We start from the raw sequence: 19,735 nt of genomic DNA on the forward strand, positions 1-19,735 counted from the left end.
ATGATGGCGCTACCGAATTGACTGCCTATCGAAACGCAGTAGTTCGGCGAGCGACGTATTTCTCTACATTGAAAGGAAATAATCATGGCCTCGAATCAAAACAAAGGTACGCAAGGCGGCACCCCTGAGCAACACGCGGCAGCTGGCCGCCAGAGCCACAAGAACGACGCAAACAAGCAGTCCGGTTCGGGCTCGGGTTCGCGCTCGGGATCGGCGTCGGGATCAGGAGCAGGCACCCGCGGCGGCACGCCTGAACAGCATGCCGCAGCCGGCCGCCAGAGCCACAAGAACGACGGCAACAAGCAGTCGGGCTCGGGTTCCGGTTCGCGTTCGGGCTCCAGCTCGGGCAACAGCATGCGCGATGACGCATCCGAGCAGAACCTCGAACTCGGCCGTCAAAGCAGCAAGCGCAAGCGCTGACGTGCCTGCACGCCGTTTCATGAAAAGGCGGTAAATAAAAAGCCTGGCGCACCGAGCAGCCAGGCTTTTTTTATTTCGATTCGTCTATCCCGATGACTGCACTATTCGCCTATTTGCAATCATCGCCCTGGATGCACATGTTTTATTGTCGAGTTAACCCGAGTGCAAATACTATTTGCATTCAGCGGCCGATCGATTAATACAATATGGTGTGACCTATTTTACTGCGGGGCCGCAGCGACAATATGCTCAGCAATAAAAAGAAAAAGCCGGCGAGGACCGCATCGTATCCCGATGCATTTCCCTGCCGGCCTGCATGCGCAAATGCTTCAGATATTGCGCAGGATCGCCCCTTTCGGCGGCGCGAAATCGGCCACGTCGTCGATCATGCGCGCCGTTTTCGCATCGCGCGAATTCAGGTGCAGGTCTGAATACTGGTGGATCGCCCACTGGTCCGGCGTGAGTTCGATGTGCTTGCGCAGGATCGACTCGGTACGCGCATCGTCGGCGCGCAAGCCCTCGACGATGATATTCAGCGCATCCGGCCGCGAGCCCGGCGAGGCCGTGGCGTGCGATTTATGCACCATGAAGCGCGCCGTGTCGCTGGCATAGCGCCGCGAACCGGCCAAGTACATGATGACCGCGATCGAGGCCACCGCCCCGCCGTTGTACATCACGAATTCGATCGGCGACTTCGACATGAAGTTGTACAGGCACAAGCCGTCGCTGACGTAGCCGCCATTCGACTGCACCAGCACGTGGGCCGTCTCGATCCCGTCCTCGGTCATGTGGCCGACCGCCTCGAATACCCGGTGCACCATGTCGCTGTTGACGTCGCCAGACAGCGTGAACCAGGCTTCCTTGTCGTGTTTGGTTTGATCTTCGCTCATCGTTTTTCTACCCGCAAAGTGACGACCCCAGTGTAACAAATGGAGGAAAAAGCCTGCGCGCATGCTCGCCAACGGTGCGCGCCCTCTCCTTTCATTGACACGGCTGCACGAGTAACATATTCTCCACAGTCTTGATCGGGAGAGGGCAGATTCCACGCTGCCGCCGAAGGGGCATCACCCAAAAACTCTCAGGCAAAAGGACCGGTCAGGGGACGGCGCGCACGGCGCACCGGACCAACTCTGGAGAGCGGCCAGCAACCCTGGCCCACCGAAGGGGCAGGCGGATTTCCGCTATCTCTCAGGTACCAAGGACAGAGGGGCGCGCAGCCGACGCCAGGCCACAGGGCCGGCGCGGCCGCTCCCTTATTCAATCTGCCCAGAGGATTCCATGACGCTCCAAGCGACCCCGCTCAATTCCGCACACCGCGCCGCCGGCGCCAAGATGGTCGACTTCGGCGGCTGGGACATGCCGGTCAACTACGGTTCGCAAATTGAAGAGCACCACGCCGTGCGCACCGATGCCGGCATGTTCGACGTCTCCCACATGTGCGTGGTCGACCTCGAGGGCGCGAATGTGCGCGCTTTCCTGCGCGGTCTGCTGGCCAACAACGTCGACAAGCTGCAGGTGCCGGGCAAGGCCCTGTACTCGGCCATGCTGAATCCCGAAGGCGGCGTGATCGACGATTTGATCGTCTACTTCTTCCGCGAAGACTGGTTCCGCCTGGTCGTGAACGCCGGCACTGCCGAGAAAGACATCGCCTGGATGCGCCAGCAGAACGACGCCACGAACAGCGGCCTGACCATCACCCCGCGCCGCGCCGGCCTGATCGACACGGATAAAGCCATCGCCCTGGTCGCCGTGCAGGGCCCGAATGCCCGCGCCAAGGTCTGGGAAGTGCTGCCGCAAACGAAGGCGGCTTCGGAAGCCATGAAGCCCTTCAACGTCGTGATCGTCCCTGACACTGCCTTTGGCGAAGCGATGGTCGCGCGCACCGGCTACACCGGCGAGGACGGCTTCGAGATCGGCGTGCCGGCCAGCCAGGTCGAAGCGCTGTGGAATGCCCTGATTGCGGCAGGCGTGAAGCCGGCCGGCCTGGGCGCGCGCGACACCCTGCGCCTGGAAGCCGGCATGAACCTCTACGGTCAGGACATGGACGACAGCGTGAACCCGCTCGACGCCGGCCTGGGCTGGACGATCGACCTGGTCTCGGAACGCGACTTCATCGGCAAGGCCGCCTTGCAAAATAAGGGCCAGAACGCCCAGTTCGTCGGCCTGATCCTGCGCGAAAAAGGCGGCATCCTGCGCGCCCACCAGAAGGTCATCGCCGCATCCGGCGCCGAGGGCGAGATCACCAGCGGCACCTTCAGCCCGAGCATGCAGCAGGCCATCGCCCTGGCGCGCGTGCCGATGGACGTGCAGGTCGGCGACACCGTCCACGTCGAGATCCGCGACAAGAAGCTGGCCGCCAGCGTGGTCAAGCTGCCGTTCGTGCGCAACGGCAAAGTGCTGGCTGTTTAATACACGCGATACCCGATTTATAATCACGCACCATCCCAAACCAGGAGTCTTTTACATGAACATCCCAGCCGACCTGAAATACACCGAGTCCCATGAGTGGGTCCGCCTCGAAACCGACGGCACCCTGACCGTCGGCATCACCGAGTACGCGCAGGACGCACTGGGCGACATCGTGTTCGTCGAACTGCCGCAGGTCGGCAAGACCTTCACCGCCGGCGACGACGCCGCCGTCGTGGAATCGGTGAAAGCCGCCAGCGACATCTACGCGCCGGTTTCGGGCACCGTCACCGCCGTCAACCAGCCGGTTGCCGACGCGCCGGACTCGATCAACAGCGACGCCTACGGCGCCTGGCTGTTCAAGCTGCAGCCGCAGGACGCCAACGCGATCAACGGCCTGCTGGACGCCGACGCCTACGGCAAGACCACCGACAATTAATTGTCGTCATTCGTAGGGTGGACGGCTGTGCCGTCCACGCGTCCAACTTCCGGTCGCACAACCGCGATGCATGCTCTGGCTGAACGCGTGGACGGGAAACCCGTCCACCCTACCGCAGTCCCCGATTTCATATCACCCAGCGGCACGCCGCCCTCCTCTCTTTGGCCCACATCATGACCCGCACCAGCCTCCTTGACCTCGAAGCACGCGATTCCTTCATCCCGCGCCACATCGGCCCATCGGAATCCGAACAGGCAGCCATGCTGTCGACCCTCGGCTACGACACGCGCGAAGCGCTGATCGATGCCGTCGTTCCCGCCAACATCCGCCGCAAGGACACCCTGGACCTGGGCCAGTTCGTCGAGCCGCGCAGCGAGGAAGAAGCGCTGGCGACCCTGAAAGCGCTGGCCTCGAAGAACAAGGTCATGAAGTCGATGATCGGCCAGGGCTACTACGGCACCTACACGCCGAAGGTCATCCTGCGCAACATCTTCGAAAACCCGGCCTGGTACACGGCCTACACCCCATACCAGCCAGAGATCTCGCAGGGCCGCCTGGAAGCCATCCTGAACTTCCAGCAGATGATCACCGACCTGACCGGCATGGGCATCGCCAACTCGTCGATGCTCGACGAAGGCACCGCCGCCGCCGAAGCCATGACCCTGATCCAGCGCGTCGGCAAGTCGGCATCGAAGGTATTCTACGTGGCCGAGGACGTGCTGCCGCAGACCCTGGAGGTGATCCGCACCCGCGCCCTGCCGATCGGCGTCGAAGTGCGCAGCATCGCCCCCGCCGACATCGAGAAGCTGGAAGACACCTGCTTCGGCGTGCTGCTGCAATACCCGGGCGTGAACGGCGAAGTGCGCGACTACCGCGCCGCCTGCGAACACCTGCACGCGATGGGCGCGATGGTCGTCGTCGCCGCCGACCTGCTGGCCCTGACCCTGCTGGCCGCCCCTGGCGAATGGGGCGCGGACGTGGTGGTCGGTAACAGCCAGCGCTTCGGCGTGCCGCTCGGTTTCGGCGGCCCGCACGCCGGCTACCTGGCCACCCGCGACGAATACAAGCGCTCGATGGCCGGCCGCCTGGTGGGCGTGACCGTCGATGCGCAAGGCAACCAGGCGTACCGCCTGGCCCTGCAGACGCGCGAACAGCACATCCGCCGCGAAAAGGCGACCTCGAACATCTGCACCGCCCAGGTGCTGCTGGCCGTGATGGCCGGCATGTACGCGGTCTATCACGGCCCGCAAGGCCTGAAGCGCATCGCCCAGCGCGTGCACCGCCAGGCGAGCATCCTGTTCGCCGGCCTGAAGTCGCTCGGCCATGACGTCGTCAACCACACGTACTTCGACACCCTGACCGTGCGCACGGGCGACGCCGAAGCGCTGCTGGCGAACGCCGCCGCCCAGGGCATCAACCTGCGCCGCGTCGACGGCACCCACGTCGGCATCTCGCTCGACGAAACCACTACCCGCGACGACCTGGCCGCACTATTCTCGGTGTTCGGTAACGGCGCCTCGGTCGACCTCGACGCGCTCGACGCCGACGCCCAGGACGCCTACCCGGCCGCCCTGCAGCGCACCACCGCCTACCTGACCCACCCAACCTTCAACCGCTACCACGCCGAGCACGAGATGCTGCGCTACCTGCGCTCGCTGGCCGACAAGGACCTGGCGCTCGACCGCACCATGATCCCGCTCGGTTCGTGCACGATGAAGCTGAACGCGACCTCGGAAATGATCCCGGTCACCTGGCCCGAGTTCTCGAACATGCACCCGCTGGCACCTAGCGACCAATCCGTCGGCTACCGCGAGATGATCGCCCAACTGGAAGCCATGCTGTGCGCCGCCACCGGCTACGCCGCGATTTCGCTGCAGCCGAACGCCGGCTCGCAGGGCGAATACGCCGGCCTGCTCGTCATCCAGAAGTACCACCAGTCGCGCGGCGAAGGCCACCGCAACGTTTGCCTGATCCCGTCGTCGGCGCACGGCACCAACCCGGCATCGGCCAGCATGGTCGGCATGAAGGTCGTGGTCACCGCCTGCGACGAGAACGGCAACGTCGACCTGGCCGACCTGAAGGCCAAGGCCGAGCAGTACAGCAAGGACCTGGCCTGCGTCATGGTCACCTATCCGTCGACTCACGGCGTGTTCGAGGAAGGCATCAAGGAACTGTGCGAGATCGTGCACGCGCACGGCGGCCAGGTGTACGTGGACGGCGCCAACATGAACGCGATGGTCGGCGTGGCCGCGCCGGGCGCGTTCGGCGGCGACGTCAGCCACCTGAACCTGCATAAAACCTTCTGCATCCCGCACGGCGGCGGCGGCCCGGGCGTCGGCCCGATCGGCGTCGGCGCCCACCTCGCTCCGTTCCTGCCGAACCAGCTGTCGACCGGTTACGTCCGTAATGAAGCCGGTATCGGCGCGGTGAGCGCGGCGGCCTATGGCTCGGCCTCGATCCTGCCGATCTCGTGGATGTACATCGCGATGATGGGCGCGGAAGGCCTGACCGCCGCGACCGAAGTGGCGATCCTGAACGCCAACTACATCGCGCGCCGCCTGGCCCCGCACTACCCGGTGCTGTACACCGGCCACGACGGCCTGGTCGCGCACGAGTGCATCATCGACCTGCGTCCGCTGCAGGACAAGACCGGCATCAGCAACGAAGACGTGGCCAAGCGCCTGATGGACTTCGGCTTCCACGCCCCGACCATGAGCTTCCCGGTGCCGGGCACGCTGATGATCGAGCCGACCGAGTCGGAATCGAAGGCCGAGCTGGATCGCTTCATCGAGGCGATGATCACCATCCACGCCGAGATCGTGAAGGTCGAGCGCGGCGAGTACGACAAGATGGACAACCCGCTGAAGGGCGCCCCGCACACGGCCGAGGTGGTGACTGCGGACGACTGGCAGCACACCTACACGCGTGAGGTGGCTGCCTTCCCGGTGGCCTCGCTGCGCAAGAAGAAGTACTGGCCGCCGGTCGGCCGTGCCGACAACGTGTACGGCGACCGGAACCTGTTCTGCGGCTGCGCACCGATCAGCGATTACGAGTGATGTGATGCGCTGTTGGTGACCGAAGCCCCGCCGCGTGCGGGGCTTTTCGTTTCCGGAGTCGGAATACCAATCGTACGGTGGGCACTCCGTGCCCACGCGGGTACGTGCGCATCCTTTTGCCTGCTGCGGGGATGGTTCGCTCCGCGGCTTGGCGAGCACCGCAAGCGTTGGCGTGACCCTCTTGCAAGCGCCGCAGCGGCGCGGCGGTTTCGACCATGCAGACGCCAACAATGCTCATCGTTCCGCGTGGGCACGGGGTGCCCACCCTACGGTAGTCGCGTTGCAACGCAACTTGGGCCCGGGACGTGAACATAGGGTGGGCCGGGCCGCGCAAGGCACTCCGTGCCCACGCGCTTACGTGCGTGTCCTTTTGCCCACTGCCGCGACTATTCGCTCCGCGGCTCAACCATCGATGCGAACGTTAGCGAGACGCCTTTGGACCAGCCGCAGGGCCGCGCCCTTCTCGACCAGAGCGCCGCCAACAATGACCACCATTCCGCGTGGGCACAGCGTGCCCACCATACGGGATACGCCGCCGGCCTCAATCCGGCCTCAATCCCGCCGCGAAGCCAGATGCAAATGCGGCCGCGGATGCCGCCTTCTCTCGGCCGCCACTTCCAGCGTCCCCTCCTGCGTCACCAGCCGCGACCAGGTCTTCACCGCCCCCTGCTGCGCCTGCGCGGGCTGCGCCGGCGCCGTGCCCGGCTCGCCCGTCGCCACTTCGTCCAGGCGGAACGCCGACACCGCCCGCGACAGCGTCAAGGCCTGCATCTGCAGGGTGCGCGCCGCGTCCGCCGCTTCTTCCACCAGCGTCGAATTGCGCTGCGTGACCTGGTCCATCTGCACGATGGCCTGGTTCACTTCGTCCAGTCCGCTGGCCTGCTCCAGGCTGGCCGAACTGATCTGGCTGACGATGTCCCCCACCTGCTGCACCGACATGGCCAGCGTCGCCATGCTGCTGCCGGCCTGCGCCGCGCAGGCGGTGCCGCCCTCGATCTCGGCCACCGACTGCGCTACCAGTTCGCGGATCTCGCGCGCCGCGCCGCCGACGCGCAGCGCCAGCGAACGCACCTCCCCCGCCACCAGTGCGAACTCGCGTCCACCCTCGCCCACGCGTGCCGCTTCCAGCGCCGCGTTCAGCGCCAGCGTGCCGGTCTCGTTGGCGATGGCGTCGATCTGGCCGACGATGTCGCCGACCCGGCGCGCACTGCCCTTCACCGTTTCCATGGTCGTCACCAGGCAGTCGACCACGCTCTCGCCCTGCAGCGCCGCGCTTGACGCCGATGCGGCCAGGCGGTTCGCGGCCTGGGCGCTGTCGGCGGTCTGGTGCACGGTGGCGGCCAGTTCCTGCATCGACGAGGCCGTGTGCTCGAGCGAACTGGCGCGGAATACGGCGCGCGTGGTCAGGTTCAGGTCGCGCAGCGCGATCTCGCGCGAGGCGCTGCCGATCGAGCGCGCCGATTCCAGGATGGTGCGCAGCGTGCCGTTCAGGTTGCGGATGCTGGCGTCGAGCGCGCGCGAGGTGTCGGCGATCTCGTCGTTGCCATACACCCGGTCCTTCACCGTCAGGTCGCCGCTGGCCAGGTCGACCGCCGCCGCACCGATGCCGCGGATTTCCGCCAGCAGCGCGCGCCGCACCGCCATCGTGATGCGCAGCGAGACCAGCACCGCCAGCAGGATCACGCAGGGCGTGGCCAGGGCCATGGCGCGGAAGTCGCTGGCCGCGCTGTCCGAAGCGGCGCGCGACAGCGCCTGCTCGTGTTCGGACAGCTCGGCCAGGCGCTGGGCCACCACGGCAAAGGCGCTGTCGGCCTTGCTCATGGCATTCGCGCCGATCGACTGGTCGTCGCGCACGATCTCGAGCACGTCGCGCACCGCGGCCGTGTAGACGCGGTAGGCTTCCAGCGCCTGCTCGACGTAGCGGCGCTCGGCGTTGCCCGCTTCGGTCTGGCGCGCCAGCGCGGCCAGGCCATTGCTGGTCTGGGCGTGCTGGCGGTCGATGTCGCGCATCAGCGGTTCGATCCGGCTTTTCGGGAAGCTGCCGGCGATCCAGGTCTGCAACTGGTACACCTGGGCGTGGCCGCGCTGGGCGCCCGCCACCAGTTCGCTGGCGGCGCGCATGTGGCTGGCGCGCTGGTTCACGATCACTTCCAGCGACGCGTTCTGGCGCACCATCGCGTAGTAGCCGCCGGTGGACAGCAGCACCAGCAGGACCAGCACGACGGCCGGCGCCAGCAGCAGCTTGGGGCCGATCTTCAGGCGGGCTAGCATGGGCAGGCGGGGCAAGAGGAGGAGAACGGCACGGCCGGGGCGGCCGCAACGGAGGAAAACGGAAGAATCATCATGGGGCCCTCGATGTGATCAACACGCAAAATTTCTTCAGCGCATTTGACCAATCTACGTCATCCGTCCGGGCGCGCTCTTGCGCAAAATCAAGACCCTCCCCGCCGCGCCCCCCGGCTGTGGCGCCGTGGACAATTCCGGCGCCACAGTTAAACTAGCGCCATGAAGACATTCGCCGTCCACCTGGCCCGGCACCGGCGCCTGCTGGCGCTGGGCGGGTTGTCCCTGCTGCTGCACCTGCTGGTCCTGGCCTGGATCGGCAGCCGTCCCGATGCCGCGCCGCGCCAGACCCTGGGCGTGCCGCTCGCCCTGCGCCTGGAGCGCTCGGCCGCGGCTGCGGCGCAACCGCAGCCGCAGCCGGCGGCACGCGCAGCCGCGCCCCAGACAACGACAAGGCCGCCAGCCCAGGCCAGCACGGCGCCCGCCGACCCGACGCCGGCCCTGCCGCCGCTGCCGCCGCTGCCGCCGCTACAGTCTCTGGCGCCAGCCGATGCGCGCCCGGCGTCCGCTTCCGCCACCCTGCCCGGCCCGTCGGCTGCCGCCGCAGCAGCCCCGCCCGCGCGCGGCGATCCACGCGGCGGCGCCGTGCAGCAGATGCCGGGCCGCTACCGGGTGCAGACGCCGCCTTCGGTGCGCCTGACCTATGCCGTCAGCCGCACCCGGCCCGGACGCGCTCCCTCCGGCGAAGGCGAAGCCCAACTGGTCTGGGAAGCTGGCGGCGGCCGTTACCAGCTGCGCCTCGAAGGCGTGCTCGGCCTGCTGGAAAGCGAAGGCGGCGGCGACGACACGGGCATCGCGCCAATCCGCGCCAGCGAACACCAGGATGACGGCAGCGACCGCATCACGCGCTTCGACCGCGCGGGCGGGCGCATCGACGCCGATGGCGCGGGCAGCAGCCCGCTCTACCTGGGCAGCCAGGACCGCGCCTCGCTGCTGATGCAGCTGGCCGGCATGGGCATCGCCGCGCCCGAGCAGATGCAGGGCGTGATCGAGATGATGGTCGGCGGGCCCGATGGCGCGCACCGGGCGCGCTTCGAGGTGCTGGGCCGCGAGCCGCTGGCCACCGGCGCCGGCAGCCTGCAGACGCTGCGCCTGGCCGAGCTCAGCGAACCGGGCCGGCGCCGGCTGGAAATCTGGCTGGCGCCGGAACGCGGCTGGCTGCCTGTGCAGCTGCGCGTGACCGAGCCCGATGGCAGCGTGGCGAACCAGGTCGTGACCGCCATCGAGACCAATCCTGCCGCGCAGGCCGCCCCGAACGCGGCGGTCATGTAGCCGCCGGTCAGAAGCGCATCTCCAGCGTCGCCACCAGCCTCGGGCTTTCCGGATAGGTCCAGCCGCGGCGCTCGGTGCCGCTCACCGGGTCGATGTAGCTCGGCTCGAAGAAGTTGTCTTCGCCGAGCAGGTTGGAACCGGCCAGATGCAGCTGCAGCTTCGGATTGAACCGCCACACGGCGTACGCTTCGAGGTCGGTGCGCGCATGCGTATAGAAGCTGCGCTCCACGCTGGGGTCGACGCGCCCGCCGCGCCGGTGCGCCAGGCTCGCACCACCCGAGAATGCGCCGCGCTTGTAGTCGAGGCCGAGGTTCGCCGTGAGCGGCACCTGCTGCTCCATGCGGTTGTAGGGGCCGGGCACCGACTCAACGCGCGACCAGTTGCGGCTGACGCTGGCGCGCAGTTCAAGCGCGGGCGCGTCCTCGATGAGTGCCGACAGCGGGAACTTCGCTTCCAGCTGCAGCGTGCGCAGCTCGGCGCGGTCTTCGTTGGTGGGCGTGAAGATCCAGCGCAGGCCATCGAAATAGATGCGGTTGCCAGTGTAGTCGTCGATGCGCCGTACCGAGGCGCTAGCGCCGAACATCGCCCCTTCGGCCCAATGGCGCTCCCAGCCGGCGTCGATGCCCCAGGCCAGCTCGGGTTTCAGGTTCGGGTTGCCCACGTAATCGGCCTCGGTGGCGCTGTTGTTTTCCCAGGCCGAGCGGCGCGGCACCAGGCTGTACAGGTCGGGCGCCTTGTAGGTGCGGCTCAGGGCCAGGCGCAGCTGGTCGCCCTTCTCGCCGGGCAGCTTCCACAGGGTCTGCAGCACCGGGCTGAACACGTTCGAGCGCACCCGCGTGGTGCTGAAAGTGTTACCGCTGACGCGCGTGCGCACGCCTTCCCAGCGCGCGCCCAGGTACACCGACAACTGCGGCGAAACGGTCCACTCGTCCTGGGCGTAGACGGCGGCGCGCAGGGCACGTGCCGCGAAGGTTTCGACCGGCGGCTGGCCGGGCGGCAGCACGCGCACCGCGTCGGCCTCGGCGCGCACGTCGTCGCTGTCGTTCAGGCCCGCGTCCCAGCCGATCGCCAGCACGTGCCCGCCCTCGAAGGCGCGCGTGTACTTGCCGGTGGTGCTCCCGCCGCGTGCATCGGTTTCGGTGCGCACGCTGCCCTCGGTTTCCGGCCGTCCCAGGCCATCGACGCCGCTGCGCCTTACCAGCGTGTCCTGCCAGCTGCGCGTGAGTCCGATCTTGCTCTCGAGCTTGGCGCCGGAGGCCAGGCTGGTGTTCCAGCGCAGGTTCGTGCCCAGCATGCGGTCATCAAAGGCCCCAACGGTATGCAGGTCCGGCACCGGCGGCGGCGCGCCGACCGTGGTCGTGGTCACGGCGTGGCCGTGGTTGCGGAAGCTGCCGCTGTTGGCCAGGGTGTCCCATTCGAGACTGTCGCCGTTCCCGAAGGTCCAGCCCAGGCGCGGGCTCAGGTTCAGGCGGTTCATGCGGCCGCGCTCGGCCAGCCTGGTCGACCTGCGCATGTCGAGGGAACCGTCGGGCCGGGTATTGGTCTGGTAGCTGCGCGTTTCGCGATCGAGGGCGTCGTGGTTGCCGCTGGCCGCGAACGACCAGGATGAGGTGTCGCCGCGGTCGGCCAGGTCGGCGCTGAAGGTGGGGCCGCGGAATTCGCGCGCCTCCATGTAACCGAGCTTCATCTCGCGCTCGGTCTTGCGCACCTTCCTGCGCGTGACGATGTTGATGGTGCCGGCCACCGACTCGTTCGAGAACTCCGCGCTGGCCGCGCGCAGCACCTCGATGCGCTCGACCATCTCGGGCGACAGCGTGGACAGCGTGAAGCCGGGCGGCGTGCGCTCGCCGTCGAGCAGGATCTGCGTATAGCCGCCGGCCAGGCCGCGCATCCGCACTTCCTGCGCGCCGCCCGAACCCACCGTGATGCTGACGCCGGGTATGCGCTTGAGCACGTCGGGCACACTGGCGTCGCCGTAGCGCTCGATCTCCTCGCGCCGGACCACGATGCGGCTGGCCGTATCATCGCGGCGCGGGTCGTAGGCGGCAGTGGTGCTCTTGACCTCGACCTGGGGGACGGGAGGGTCGGGTGGGGATGGCTGGGCGAGCGCCGGGCTTGACAAGCTGGCGGCGAGGATGAGGAGCGTGCGGGGGTGCGGTGGGGGCATGTGCCAGTCTCCAGGGAAGGTTATTCGCGTTGTGGGAATAACTATATGCCTGAACGTGGCAATATGTAAACATGCAAAGGAAATTAATATTTCTACTGTGTGGAAATTTAATATGCCACTAAATGGCATTCTATCTTGCGATCGAGACAGCAACCGTACGGTGGGCACCCCGTGCCCACGCGGTTACGTGTTTCGCCGCAGTCACTGGCGTGAATGGTTCGCCCGCCGGCGCCACTCCCGGACGGTCCATCGGCACGGGCTTCGCTCGGCTGTCCGGGCGACACCTTGCGGCACGTGTCCGGAGTTGAAGCACGTAACCGCGTGGGCACGGGGTGCCCACCGTACGGTCGGCGTCCAGGCCACTCGCTCAGTTCGTGATGACGCCTGGACAAAAAAAGCGGACCCACGCTCGCACGTGGATCCGTCCTCTTCCGCCTACCTGTCTGATTACGCCAGCTTCGCCGCGTGCTCGCGCGTTGCGTGGAAGGTCAGCTTCGGCCAGCGTTCCTGGGTCAGGCGCAGGTTCACGCCGGAGGTGGCCAGGAAGGCCAGGTTGCCGGCCGCGTCATACGCGACCTGGTGGCCGAGCTGGTTTTCGAAGTCCGACAGGGATTTCTTGTCATCCGACGACACCCAGCGCGCGCTGCTGATGCTCGACGATTCAAACACCGCATCGACGCCGTACTCGTTCAGCAGGCGGCTCGCCACCACCTCGAACTGCAGCACGCCGACCGCGCCCAGGATCAGGTCCGAGCCCAGCACCGGCTTGAAGACCTGCACCGCGCCCTCTTCGCCCAGCTGCTGCAAGCCCTTGTGCAGCTGTTTCACTTTCAGCGGATTGCGGATGCGCACCGTGCGGAACAGGTCCGGCGCGAAGTACGGGATGCCGGTAAAGGTCAGCAGCTCGCCTTCCGAGAAGCTGTCGCCGATCTGCATGTTGCCGTGGTTCGGCAGGCCGATGATGTCGCCGGCGTAGGCTTCTTCCACCTGCTCGCGCGAGGAGGCCATGAAGGTCACCACCGACGACAGTTTCACTTCGCGGCCCAGGCGCAGGTGGCGCACTTTCATGCCCTTCTCGAAACGTCCCGAGCACACACGCAGGAAAGCGATGCGATCGCGGTGGGCCGGGTCCATGTTGGCCTGGATCTTGAAGACGAAGCCCGAGAACTTCGGCTCGACCGGCGCCACGGCGCGCACGGTGGCGTCGCGCTCGCGCGGGGCCGGCGCCCATTCGACCAGGGCCGAGAGGATTTCGCGCACGCCGAAGTTGTTGATCGCGGAACCGAAGAACACCGGGGTCTGCACGCCGGCCAGGAAGCGCTCCAGGTCGAAGGGATGCGAGGCGCCGTGCACCAGCTCGACTTCCATCTTGAGCTGCTCCATTTCGAGCGGGAACATCGCGGCCAGCTTCGGATTGTCGATGCCCTTGATGATCTCGTAGGCGCCGTCGGCCTTTTCCTCGCCGGCCTTGAACAGCATGACTTCGTCGTTCAGCAGGTGGTACACGCCACGGAAGTTCTTGCCCATGCCGATAGGCCAGGTCACCGGCGCGCACTCGATCTTCAGCACGGATTCGACTTCGTCGAGCAGCTCGAGCGGGTCGCGCGTTTCGCGGTCCAGCTTGTTCATGAAGGTGACGATCGGGGTGTCGCGCATGCGGCAGACATCGAGCAGCTTGATGGTCTGCGCTTCCACGCCCTTGGCCGCGTCGATCACCATCAGGGCCGAGTCGACGGCGGTGAGCACGCGGTAGGTATCTTCCGAGAAGTCCTGGTGGCCCGGGGTGTCGAGCAGGTTGATCACGTGGTCGCGGAACTCGAACTGCATCACCGAGGACGCGACCGAGATGCCGCGCTGCTTCTCGATGTCCATCCAGTCGGAGGTGGCGTGGCGCCCGCTCTTGCGGCCCTTGACGGTGCCGGCCAGCTGGATCGCGCCCGAGAACAGCAGCAGCTTTTCGGTCAGCGTGGTCTTGCCCGCGTCGGGGTGGGAAATGATGCCGAAGGTGCGGCGGCGCGCCACTTCGCGCGCGATGAAGGCAGGCGTCGGCGCCGTCGTCGGCGCGCTGCTGTCGGCAGCGGCGTCGGTTGCGAGGATGTCAGATTCGTTGGACATAGTCGAGCCCCAATTGGCCCATGAAGAAAACCCTCGATTTTACCGATTCCGGGGGGGTTCGTGTGAACTGAATCGGGTGGCGGGCACGAGCGTCTCAGCGCATGCACCGGGTGAACGCGTGGACGGCGTAGCCGTCCACCCTACATTCATTCGCGGACGCGGCGCCAGCCGGCACGCGAGGCGCCTTCCGACTCGGCCGGGGCCACGCCGGAGGTGATCGTGTTGCCGTCGGCGGTGGTGGTGATCATCTTCAGCGCCCCGGACGGCAGGCGCACGATGATGAAGCCGACCGCGGCCGAGGAATTCGACAGGGTCCGCCCGGCCACCTGCACCTCCTGGCCGGCGCTGTTCCTGATCGTCTCGCCCAGCGGTTCGCCGGTGCAGACATTGAGCTGGTAGACGTTGCTGGTGCCGCCCACCTTGCAGCTCGACGAGGAGCTCGGCAGGTTGGTCACCACGTTCAGGCCGCCCGCCACGATCTTCGGATCCAGGTTCACGCGCTCGCCGGCGTTCAGGCCGAAGTCGACGTACCAGCCGCGCTGGGTCGAGAAATCGACCGCCGGGCCGCTGACCGAGTACGAGGTGCTGGTGCCGCTGATCTTCGCCAGGGTCTGCTTCGCCATGCTCGAGGTGCCGCGCCACTCGGCCGTCGGGATCGTACTGCCGGCGTCCTTCAGCACGTAGGCGCTCTGCACGCCGGTGTTGCCGATGTCGACCTCGTCGAGCAGGCGACCGGTGCCGAAGGCGACCACGCGCGTGGTGCTGCTGCTCTGGCTGCCGTCGGCGGCCACGGTGTTGACCAGGCAGGTGGTCACGTCGGGACGCGTGGTGACCGGCTGGCCGGCGCCGGGGAAGCCCAGCAGCAGCACGCCCGGGTCGCCCTGGCCGGTGAAGTCGAAGCGCCACATCGCGCCGTCGTTGTCGCCGCCATAGACGAAGGTGATCTTCGGATCGGTGTTCGGGTTGCTGCTGATGGCCGTGATGCGCGCGAAGCCGGTCGGCGTGTCGATGTACTTGCTGTCCTCGGCCTTCCCGGCCAGCTTCGGCGTGGCCTTCTTCGACAGCACGCGGCCGGTGGCGATGTCGACCACGTACAGGTAGCCGCGGCCGTCGCCGCTGGCGATGCCGTCGGTGCCCGGGATGTTGTTGTAGCCCGAGGTCAGGAACACGGCCCAGTACTCGACGCCGCGCGCATCCTTCCAGGTGCCGAACTGTGGATTGCCGAAGGTCAGGCCGATGTCCTTGTCATAGTTGCTGCCGCTGCAGACCGCGGTATCGGCGCACAGCTCCCACAGCGCCCTGGGCGCTTCAGGATCGGTGACGTCGAGCGCGTAGTAGCCGCGCCCGCCCGCGTTCAGGCCGGCCACCAGCACGCTGCGCCATTCGCCGTCGATCTGCACATCGGCCACTTCGGGCGAGCCGTCGGTGGTGAACTGGTGGTTGGTGCCGTAGGTCGTGCTGGCCTGCAGGTAGAGCTTCTTCATCGTGATGCGCGGTGCGTAGGCCCAGGTTTCCTTGCCGGTATCCGCGTTAAAGGCATGCAGCATGCCGTCGTTGGCGGCAACGAAGACCATCGGCTGGCGCGTGGCGTTGTCGAGCTTGTAGTCGTTGTAACCGTCCAGCGTGTACGACTTGCGCGGGTCGCGCAGGTAGGCCGGTTTCGACGAGGCGATGTCGCCCAGCACGATCGGCAGCTGGGCCGCGGCGCCGCCGGCGACCGTGGTGGTCCGCGCGTAGGCGCGGAACAGGGTGTCGTTCGCGTGCTGCTGCTGGCCGCGCAGCCAATTGACCATGTTCTCGCCGTTGTTGACGATCCTGCGGTTCGCGTCCGACAGCGTCAGGCACTGCGCCAGCGCGCTGCACTTCTCCGCGAACCAGGCCTTCTCCGGCTCGGTCATCAGGTTGAAGTCGAAGTCCTTCAGGCCGTCGTCGGTGTCGTCGGCGCCGGCGAAGTCGCGCATGTAGATCTTGCGCTCGTCCGTGTCGGTGCCGACCTGGCCGCCCACGGTTTCCGACGAATTCCAGTCCGCCTTGCTGCCGACCACGCCGGTGACGGTGTCGATCTTCTTGTCCGACAGTTCGCCGTACCAGTGCACCGTGGTGAAGGTGGCCGAGAAGATGTCGTTGTCCTGCTGCGAGATGTTCGGGGTCGAGGTCGCCGCCGCGGCCGCCGCGCCGATCTTCACCTCGATGTTCGACAGCGCCGAGCGCAGGCCCTCGATCACCTGCAGCGGGTCGGAGGCGCTGAAGTACTTGCCGTGGCCGTTGATGGCGGCATGCCACAGGTCGTCCACGCGCGACTGGTAGGCGGCGCCGCCGTCGTCGATTCCGGTCTGCGGGTTCGGCCACACGTAGGGACCGTTGTTGTTCCACGGGCAGCCGGTCTGGACGCCGGTGATCAGCTTGTAGAAGTCGCTGCCGGCTTTCGGCGCGGTGTCGTACTTGTCGTCGTAGGTCATGATGCCGTCCACGCCCAGGCCGAGCGCGTAGGTATTCATGTGCAGGCGCGTGTTGTCGCCGGCGGCCGCGGCCACCAGGCCGTTCGGCTCGTTCCAGTTTTCCAGCGACGGGCGCAGCGAGGTCACGCTGTCGTTCGAGCCGCCGTTGTACCAGTAGAGGGCGACGTCGGCCAGCGAGTTGGCCGTCTGCGCGCTGGGGTCGACGCAGCCCTTGCTCCTCGAGCAGAAGCGCGACGCATCTTCCCTGTTGTCGTTGTTGACCACGTCGTCGGCCGCACCGCCGTTCCAGTAGCCGTCGGTGGTAACAAAAGTGAAGTTCTGCTGGCAGGGGAACTGCACCACCTCGTAACCGGCCGAGTAGGCATACGGCGCACGGTTGGCGTACATCTTGCCCACCGCGTGCAGGCCCTGGCGCACCGGGGTCGAGCCGCTGGTGGTCATGTCGTAGAGGGCCTTGTACCAGGCCGTGCGCGCGGTGCCGGTGAAGGGTTTCGGCGGCTGGCGGATGGTGCCCTCGGCGGCGGCGGTCGAGAGCGACACGATGCCGACGTTGTAGTTGTCGGCGATCGGCTGGAAGGCCTGGCCCACCGCCGTCTTCATCATCTGGTTGCGGCTCTTGTAGTAGGCGTACCAGTTGGCGAAGTTGGTCATCTCCTCGGCATAGGTGCAGGTGGCGCCGGCACAGTCGGTGCGCTTGGCGTCCTTCGGGTAGCTGGTGCGGCTCGATACGATGTCGGTGCGCACGAACACCGAGGCACCGAGCGGCGTGACGTCGGTCGGCACGCCGTCGCTGATGCCCGGCGTCGAGCCGAAGCTCAGGTAGGTGGTGCGGCCGCTGGTGTTGTAGGTGAGCGAACCGAGGGCGATGTTGTTGCCGACGGTGTCCATGTTGGTGCTGACCAGGCAGACGAAGTTGCTGTTGGCGGCCGCGCAGATCGGGCCGGCGGTATTCGCACTCGTGCCGCCGACGTAGGCGGTGACGCCCTTGTTGGTGAGGATCTTGTTCTTGATAAGGTTCGCCACGGTGGAGCTCGACGAGCGCGAGCCGATGCTCAGCGTGCTGCCGAACAGCTGCACGCCGCCGTAGGACAGGCCGTTCAGGACCTGGGTCCTGGAGCTGTTCGAGGTGCCGGCCACCTGCAGCAGCGCGGTGACCCGGCTGCCCGAGTTGACGATCAGGTCGCGTCCGGCGCGGCTGCCGTCGTTGACCACGGTGCAGGGACCGACCGCCTTGCTGGTATTCCCGGCCGGGCAGCTGATCGGCACCACGGCGACGATGTTGTTCGACTCCAGGGTGATGCCGTATTTCGAGCAGGCCGGCACGCTGCCGCTGGCGGTGCGCAGGCAGGCCGTGTACTGGTTCGCCAGGCCGGTCTTGGCCATGATCGAGGCGGCCAGCGAGGCCGCCAGCGCGTTCTGCCTGGCGGCGGTGTCGGTGCCGTTGGCGGCGGTGACGGCGTCCTTGGTCAGGGTGAAGGTGCCGTTCGGCTCGACCACCTGCACGCTGCTGATGGTCATCGAGTTGGTGTAGGGCGAGGCCTTGATGGTGATGGTGCCGTACCAGTCGGGGTTGCGGTTCGGGTCGGAGAAGCGCGGGTACTTGTAGTCGCCGACGAACTTGGCCTGGCACCTGGTCAGCGCGCGGTCGGTGCAGAAGCGTACCCTGGCCGGCTCCGGATAGCCGGCCGGCGCGGCCGCTCCCACCGCCGTCACCTTGCAGTTGGTGAGCGTGGCGTCGGTGCAGTACTCGGCCACGTTGATGGTGTAGTAGTAGGGATTCGCGAGGAAGTATTCGGGCGAGTTGCGCGCGTCGTTCGGGTAGGTGTAGCCGGTGGTGTTGTAGCCGCAGTCGGCGCCGTCGCACCAGCGCAGGTCGGGGAAGCCCGTCACCAGGTTGGTGTAGTTGGCGTCGCGGCCCAGCAGGTCGCTGCGGTCGACGCCGTAGATGTCGGTGGTCACCGAGGTCCAGCTGTCTGTCTCGGCGGCGTTCTGGTTCGGGTAGGAACTGCCGTCGGCCTTCACCGGCGGCAGGTAGCGCACCTTGGGGTTGTAGTACTGCTTGTTGAAGTCGGCGCTGGCGAACGGCGGGTCGCCGGCCTTGCAGCCGCGGATGCCGCCGGCGATCGTCGCGCGCGAGCGGCAGCTGCCGGTGTTGTTCACGTAGTCCGGCGTGTAGTTGAAGGTCATCGAGCCCGAGTTATCGTACAGGAGCATCAGGTTCGGCTTGACGGTGCCGGTGCCGCTGATGTTGAGCAGCGGGACGTCGGCGATGCCGACCGGGGCGGCCATGGCCGGCGCCGCCACCAGGGTGGCCAGCAGGGCCGAGGCAAACAGGGTGAACAAACGGTTCATGCGCGTTTCCATTCTCGCGTTTCTATTCTCGCGTTTCTACTTGGTCCGGCAAGGGGCCGGTTCTCGTTGCTGCGGCCCGGCCGCAGCGCTGCCCGGGCTGAAGGGCCTCAGCCGCCGATCAGCACCACCAGCTGGTTCACGACGTTGCCGCCGCGCGTGCCGGCCAGGCGCGCCGTGACCACGTAGTGCACCTTCGGCGTTTCGGCGAACTGCGGCGAGTCGGAGGCCAGGCTATCGCCGACGCCGATGTGGGCGCTGCCGGAATTCGGGTCGGCGGTCTGCACGCAGGTGTTCCCGACGGCGTCGTAGGCGCCGCTCAGGAGGCACAGGCGGTGCACCACGTAGTCGATGCTCTGGCCTTCGTGCACGACGGTCTTCGCGCCGTCCCAGAAAGTGCTCGAGCGCGCGGTCTGGGTGGTGTCGAGCGTGGCAAGGTAGCCATTGTCCGGGGAATCGTCGTTCAGCAGCGCCTTGTTGTTGCCGGCCGCCGTGTCGCTCAGCCACTTGAAGCCCGCGTGCAGGCCGGCGTCGACCGCGCGGCTCTGGGCCGAGTCGTAGGCCAGGTTCGAGGCCGTCAGGGTGGTCGAGTTGCTCGACTTGATCAGGTAGATGCTCGAGATGAGCATCACCAGCAGGATGATCAGCATGACCGGCAGGGCCAGTCCGCCCTGCCGGCGGCGCGGGACAGTCGCGATGGTGTGCATGG

11 protein-coding genes and 2 riboswitches are annotated in these 19,735 nt (G+C 66.9%); of the genes, 5 read left to right on the plus strand and 6 right to left on the minus strand.

The features are described 5' to 3' along the window. The first annotated feature begins 84 nt into the window (after positions 1-84). Positions 85-420, plus strand: a complete 336-nt coding sequence (locus tag ACWYRN_RS24105; protein WP_488690329.1) for a hypothetical protein — start codon at positions 85-87, stop codon at positions 418-420. Between the two features lie 329 nt (positions 421-749). On the opposite strand, the gene ACWYRN_RS24110 is transcribed toward ACWYRN_RS24105, so the two are convergent. After that, positions 750-1,310, minus strand: coding sequence for an ATP-dependent Clp protease proteolytic subunit (locus tag ACWYRN_RS24110; RefSeq protein ID WP_229439781.1), 561 nt, complete (start codon positions 1,308-1,310; stop codon positions 750-752). 126 nt (positions 1,311-1,436) lie between these two features. Beyond that, a riboswitch (glycine riboswitch) is annotated at positions 1,437-1,524 on the plus strand. Positions 1,525-1,540: 16 nt separating this feature from the next. Then, positions 1,541-1,635: riboswitch (glycine riboswitch) on the plus strand. Positions 1,636-1,698: 63 nt separating this feature from the next. Between ACWYRN_RS24110 and gcvT the strand changes: the two genes are divergently transcribed. From gcvT to gcvP, 3 genes are all read left to right on the plus strand, one after another. Next, entirely contained in the window at positions 1,699-2,829 is a 1,131-nt protein-coding gene (gcvT, locus tag ACWYRN_RS24115; RefSeq protein ID WP_488690330.1) for a glycine cleavage system aminomethyltransferase GcvT, read from the plus strand. Between the two features lie 55 nt (positions 2,830-2,884). Continuing rightward, on the plus strand, positions 2,885-3,265 hold the full coding sequence (gene gcvH, locus ACWYRN_RS24120) for a glycine cleavage system protein GcvH (protein WP_229439779.1): 381 nt from the start codon (positions 2,885-2,887) through the stop codon (positions 3,263-3,265). 173 nt (positions 3,266-3,438) lie between these two features. Then, positions 3,439-6,321, plus strand: a complete 2,883-nt coding sequence (gcvP, locus tag ACWYRN_RS24125) for an aminomethyl-transferring glycine dehydrogenase (protein WP_488690331.1) — start codon at positions 3,439-3,441, stop codon at positions 6,319-6,321. A gap of 552 nt (positions 6,322-6,873) precedes the next feature. Here gcvP and ACWYRN_RS24130 read toward each other — a convergent pair. Next, positions 6,874-8,592 (minus strand): methyl-accepting chemotaxis protein, encoded by a 1,719-nt coding sequence (locus tag ACWYRN_RS24130; RefSeq protein WP_488690332.1) that lies wholly within the window; start codon positions 8,590-8,592, stop codon positions 6,874-6,876. 234 nt (positions 8,593-8,826) lie between these two features. On the opposite strand from ACWYRN_RS24130, the gene ACWYRN_RS24135 reads away from it, so the two are divergent. Next, positions 8,827-9,936: a DUF3108 domain-containing protein gene (locus tag ACWYRN_RS24135; RefSeq protein WP_488690333.1), complete on the plus strand. Its 1,110-nt coding sequence runs from the start codon at positions 8,827-8,829 to the stop codon at positions 9,934-9,936. Positions 9,937-9,943: 7 nt separating this feature from the next. Here ACWYRN_RS24135 and ACWYRN_RS24140 read toward each other — a convergent pair whose 3' ends face one another. The 4 genes from ACWYRN_RS24140 to ACWYRN_RS24155 form a co-directional block, all read right to left on the minus strand. Beyond that, positions 9,944-12,103, minus strand: coding sequence for a TonB-dependent receptor plug domain-containing protein (locus ACWYRN_RS24140; RefSeq protein WP_488690334.1), 2,160 nt, complete (start codon positions 12,101-12,103; stop codon positions 9,944-9,946). 447 nt (positions 12,104-12,550) lie between these two features. After that, a complete protein-coding gene (locus ACWYRN_RS24145) occupies positions 12,551-14,218 on the minus strand; it encodes a peptide chain release factor 3 (protein WP_488690335.1) in 1,668 nt (555 codons plus the stop codon). 146 nt (positions 14,219-14,364) lie between these two features. Next, positions 14,365-19,029, minus strand: a complete 4,665-nt coding sequence (locus ACWYRN_RS24150) for a pilus assembly protein (RefSeq protein ID WP_488690336.1) — start codon at positions 19,027-19,029, stop codon at positions 14,365-14,367. A gap of 107 nt (positions 19,030-19,136) precedes the next feature. Beyond that, positions 19,137-19,733, minus strand: a complete 597-nt coding sequence (locus ACWYRN_RS24155) for a pilus assembly PilX family protein (RefSeq protein WP_488690337.1) — start codon at positions 19,731-19,733, stop codon at positions 19,137-19,139. Between the last annotated feature and the right edge of the window lie 2 nt (positions 19,734-19,735).

The organism is Massilia sp. BAP21, assembly GCF_057801335.1.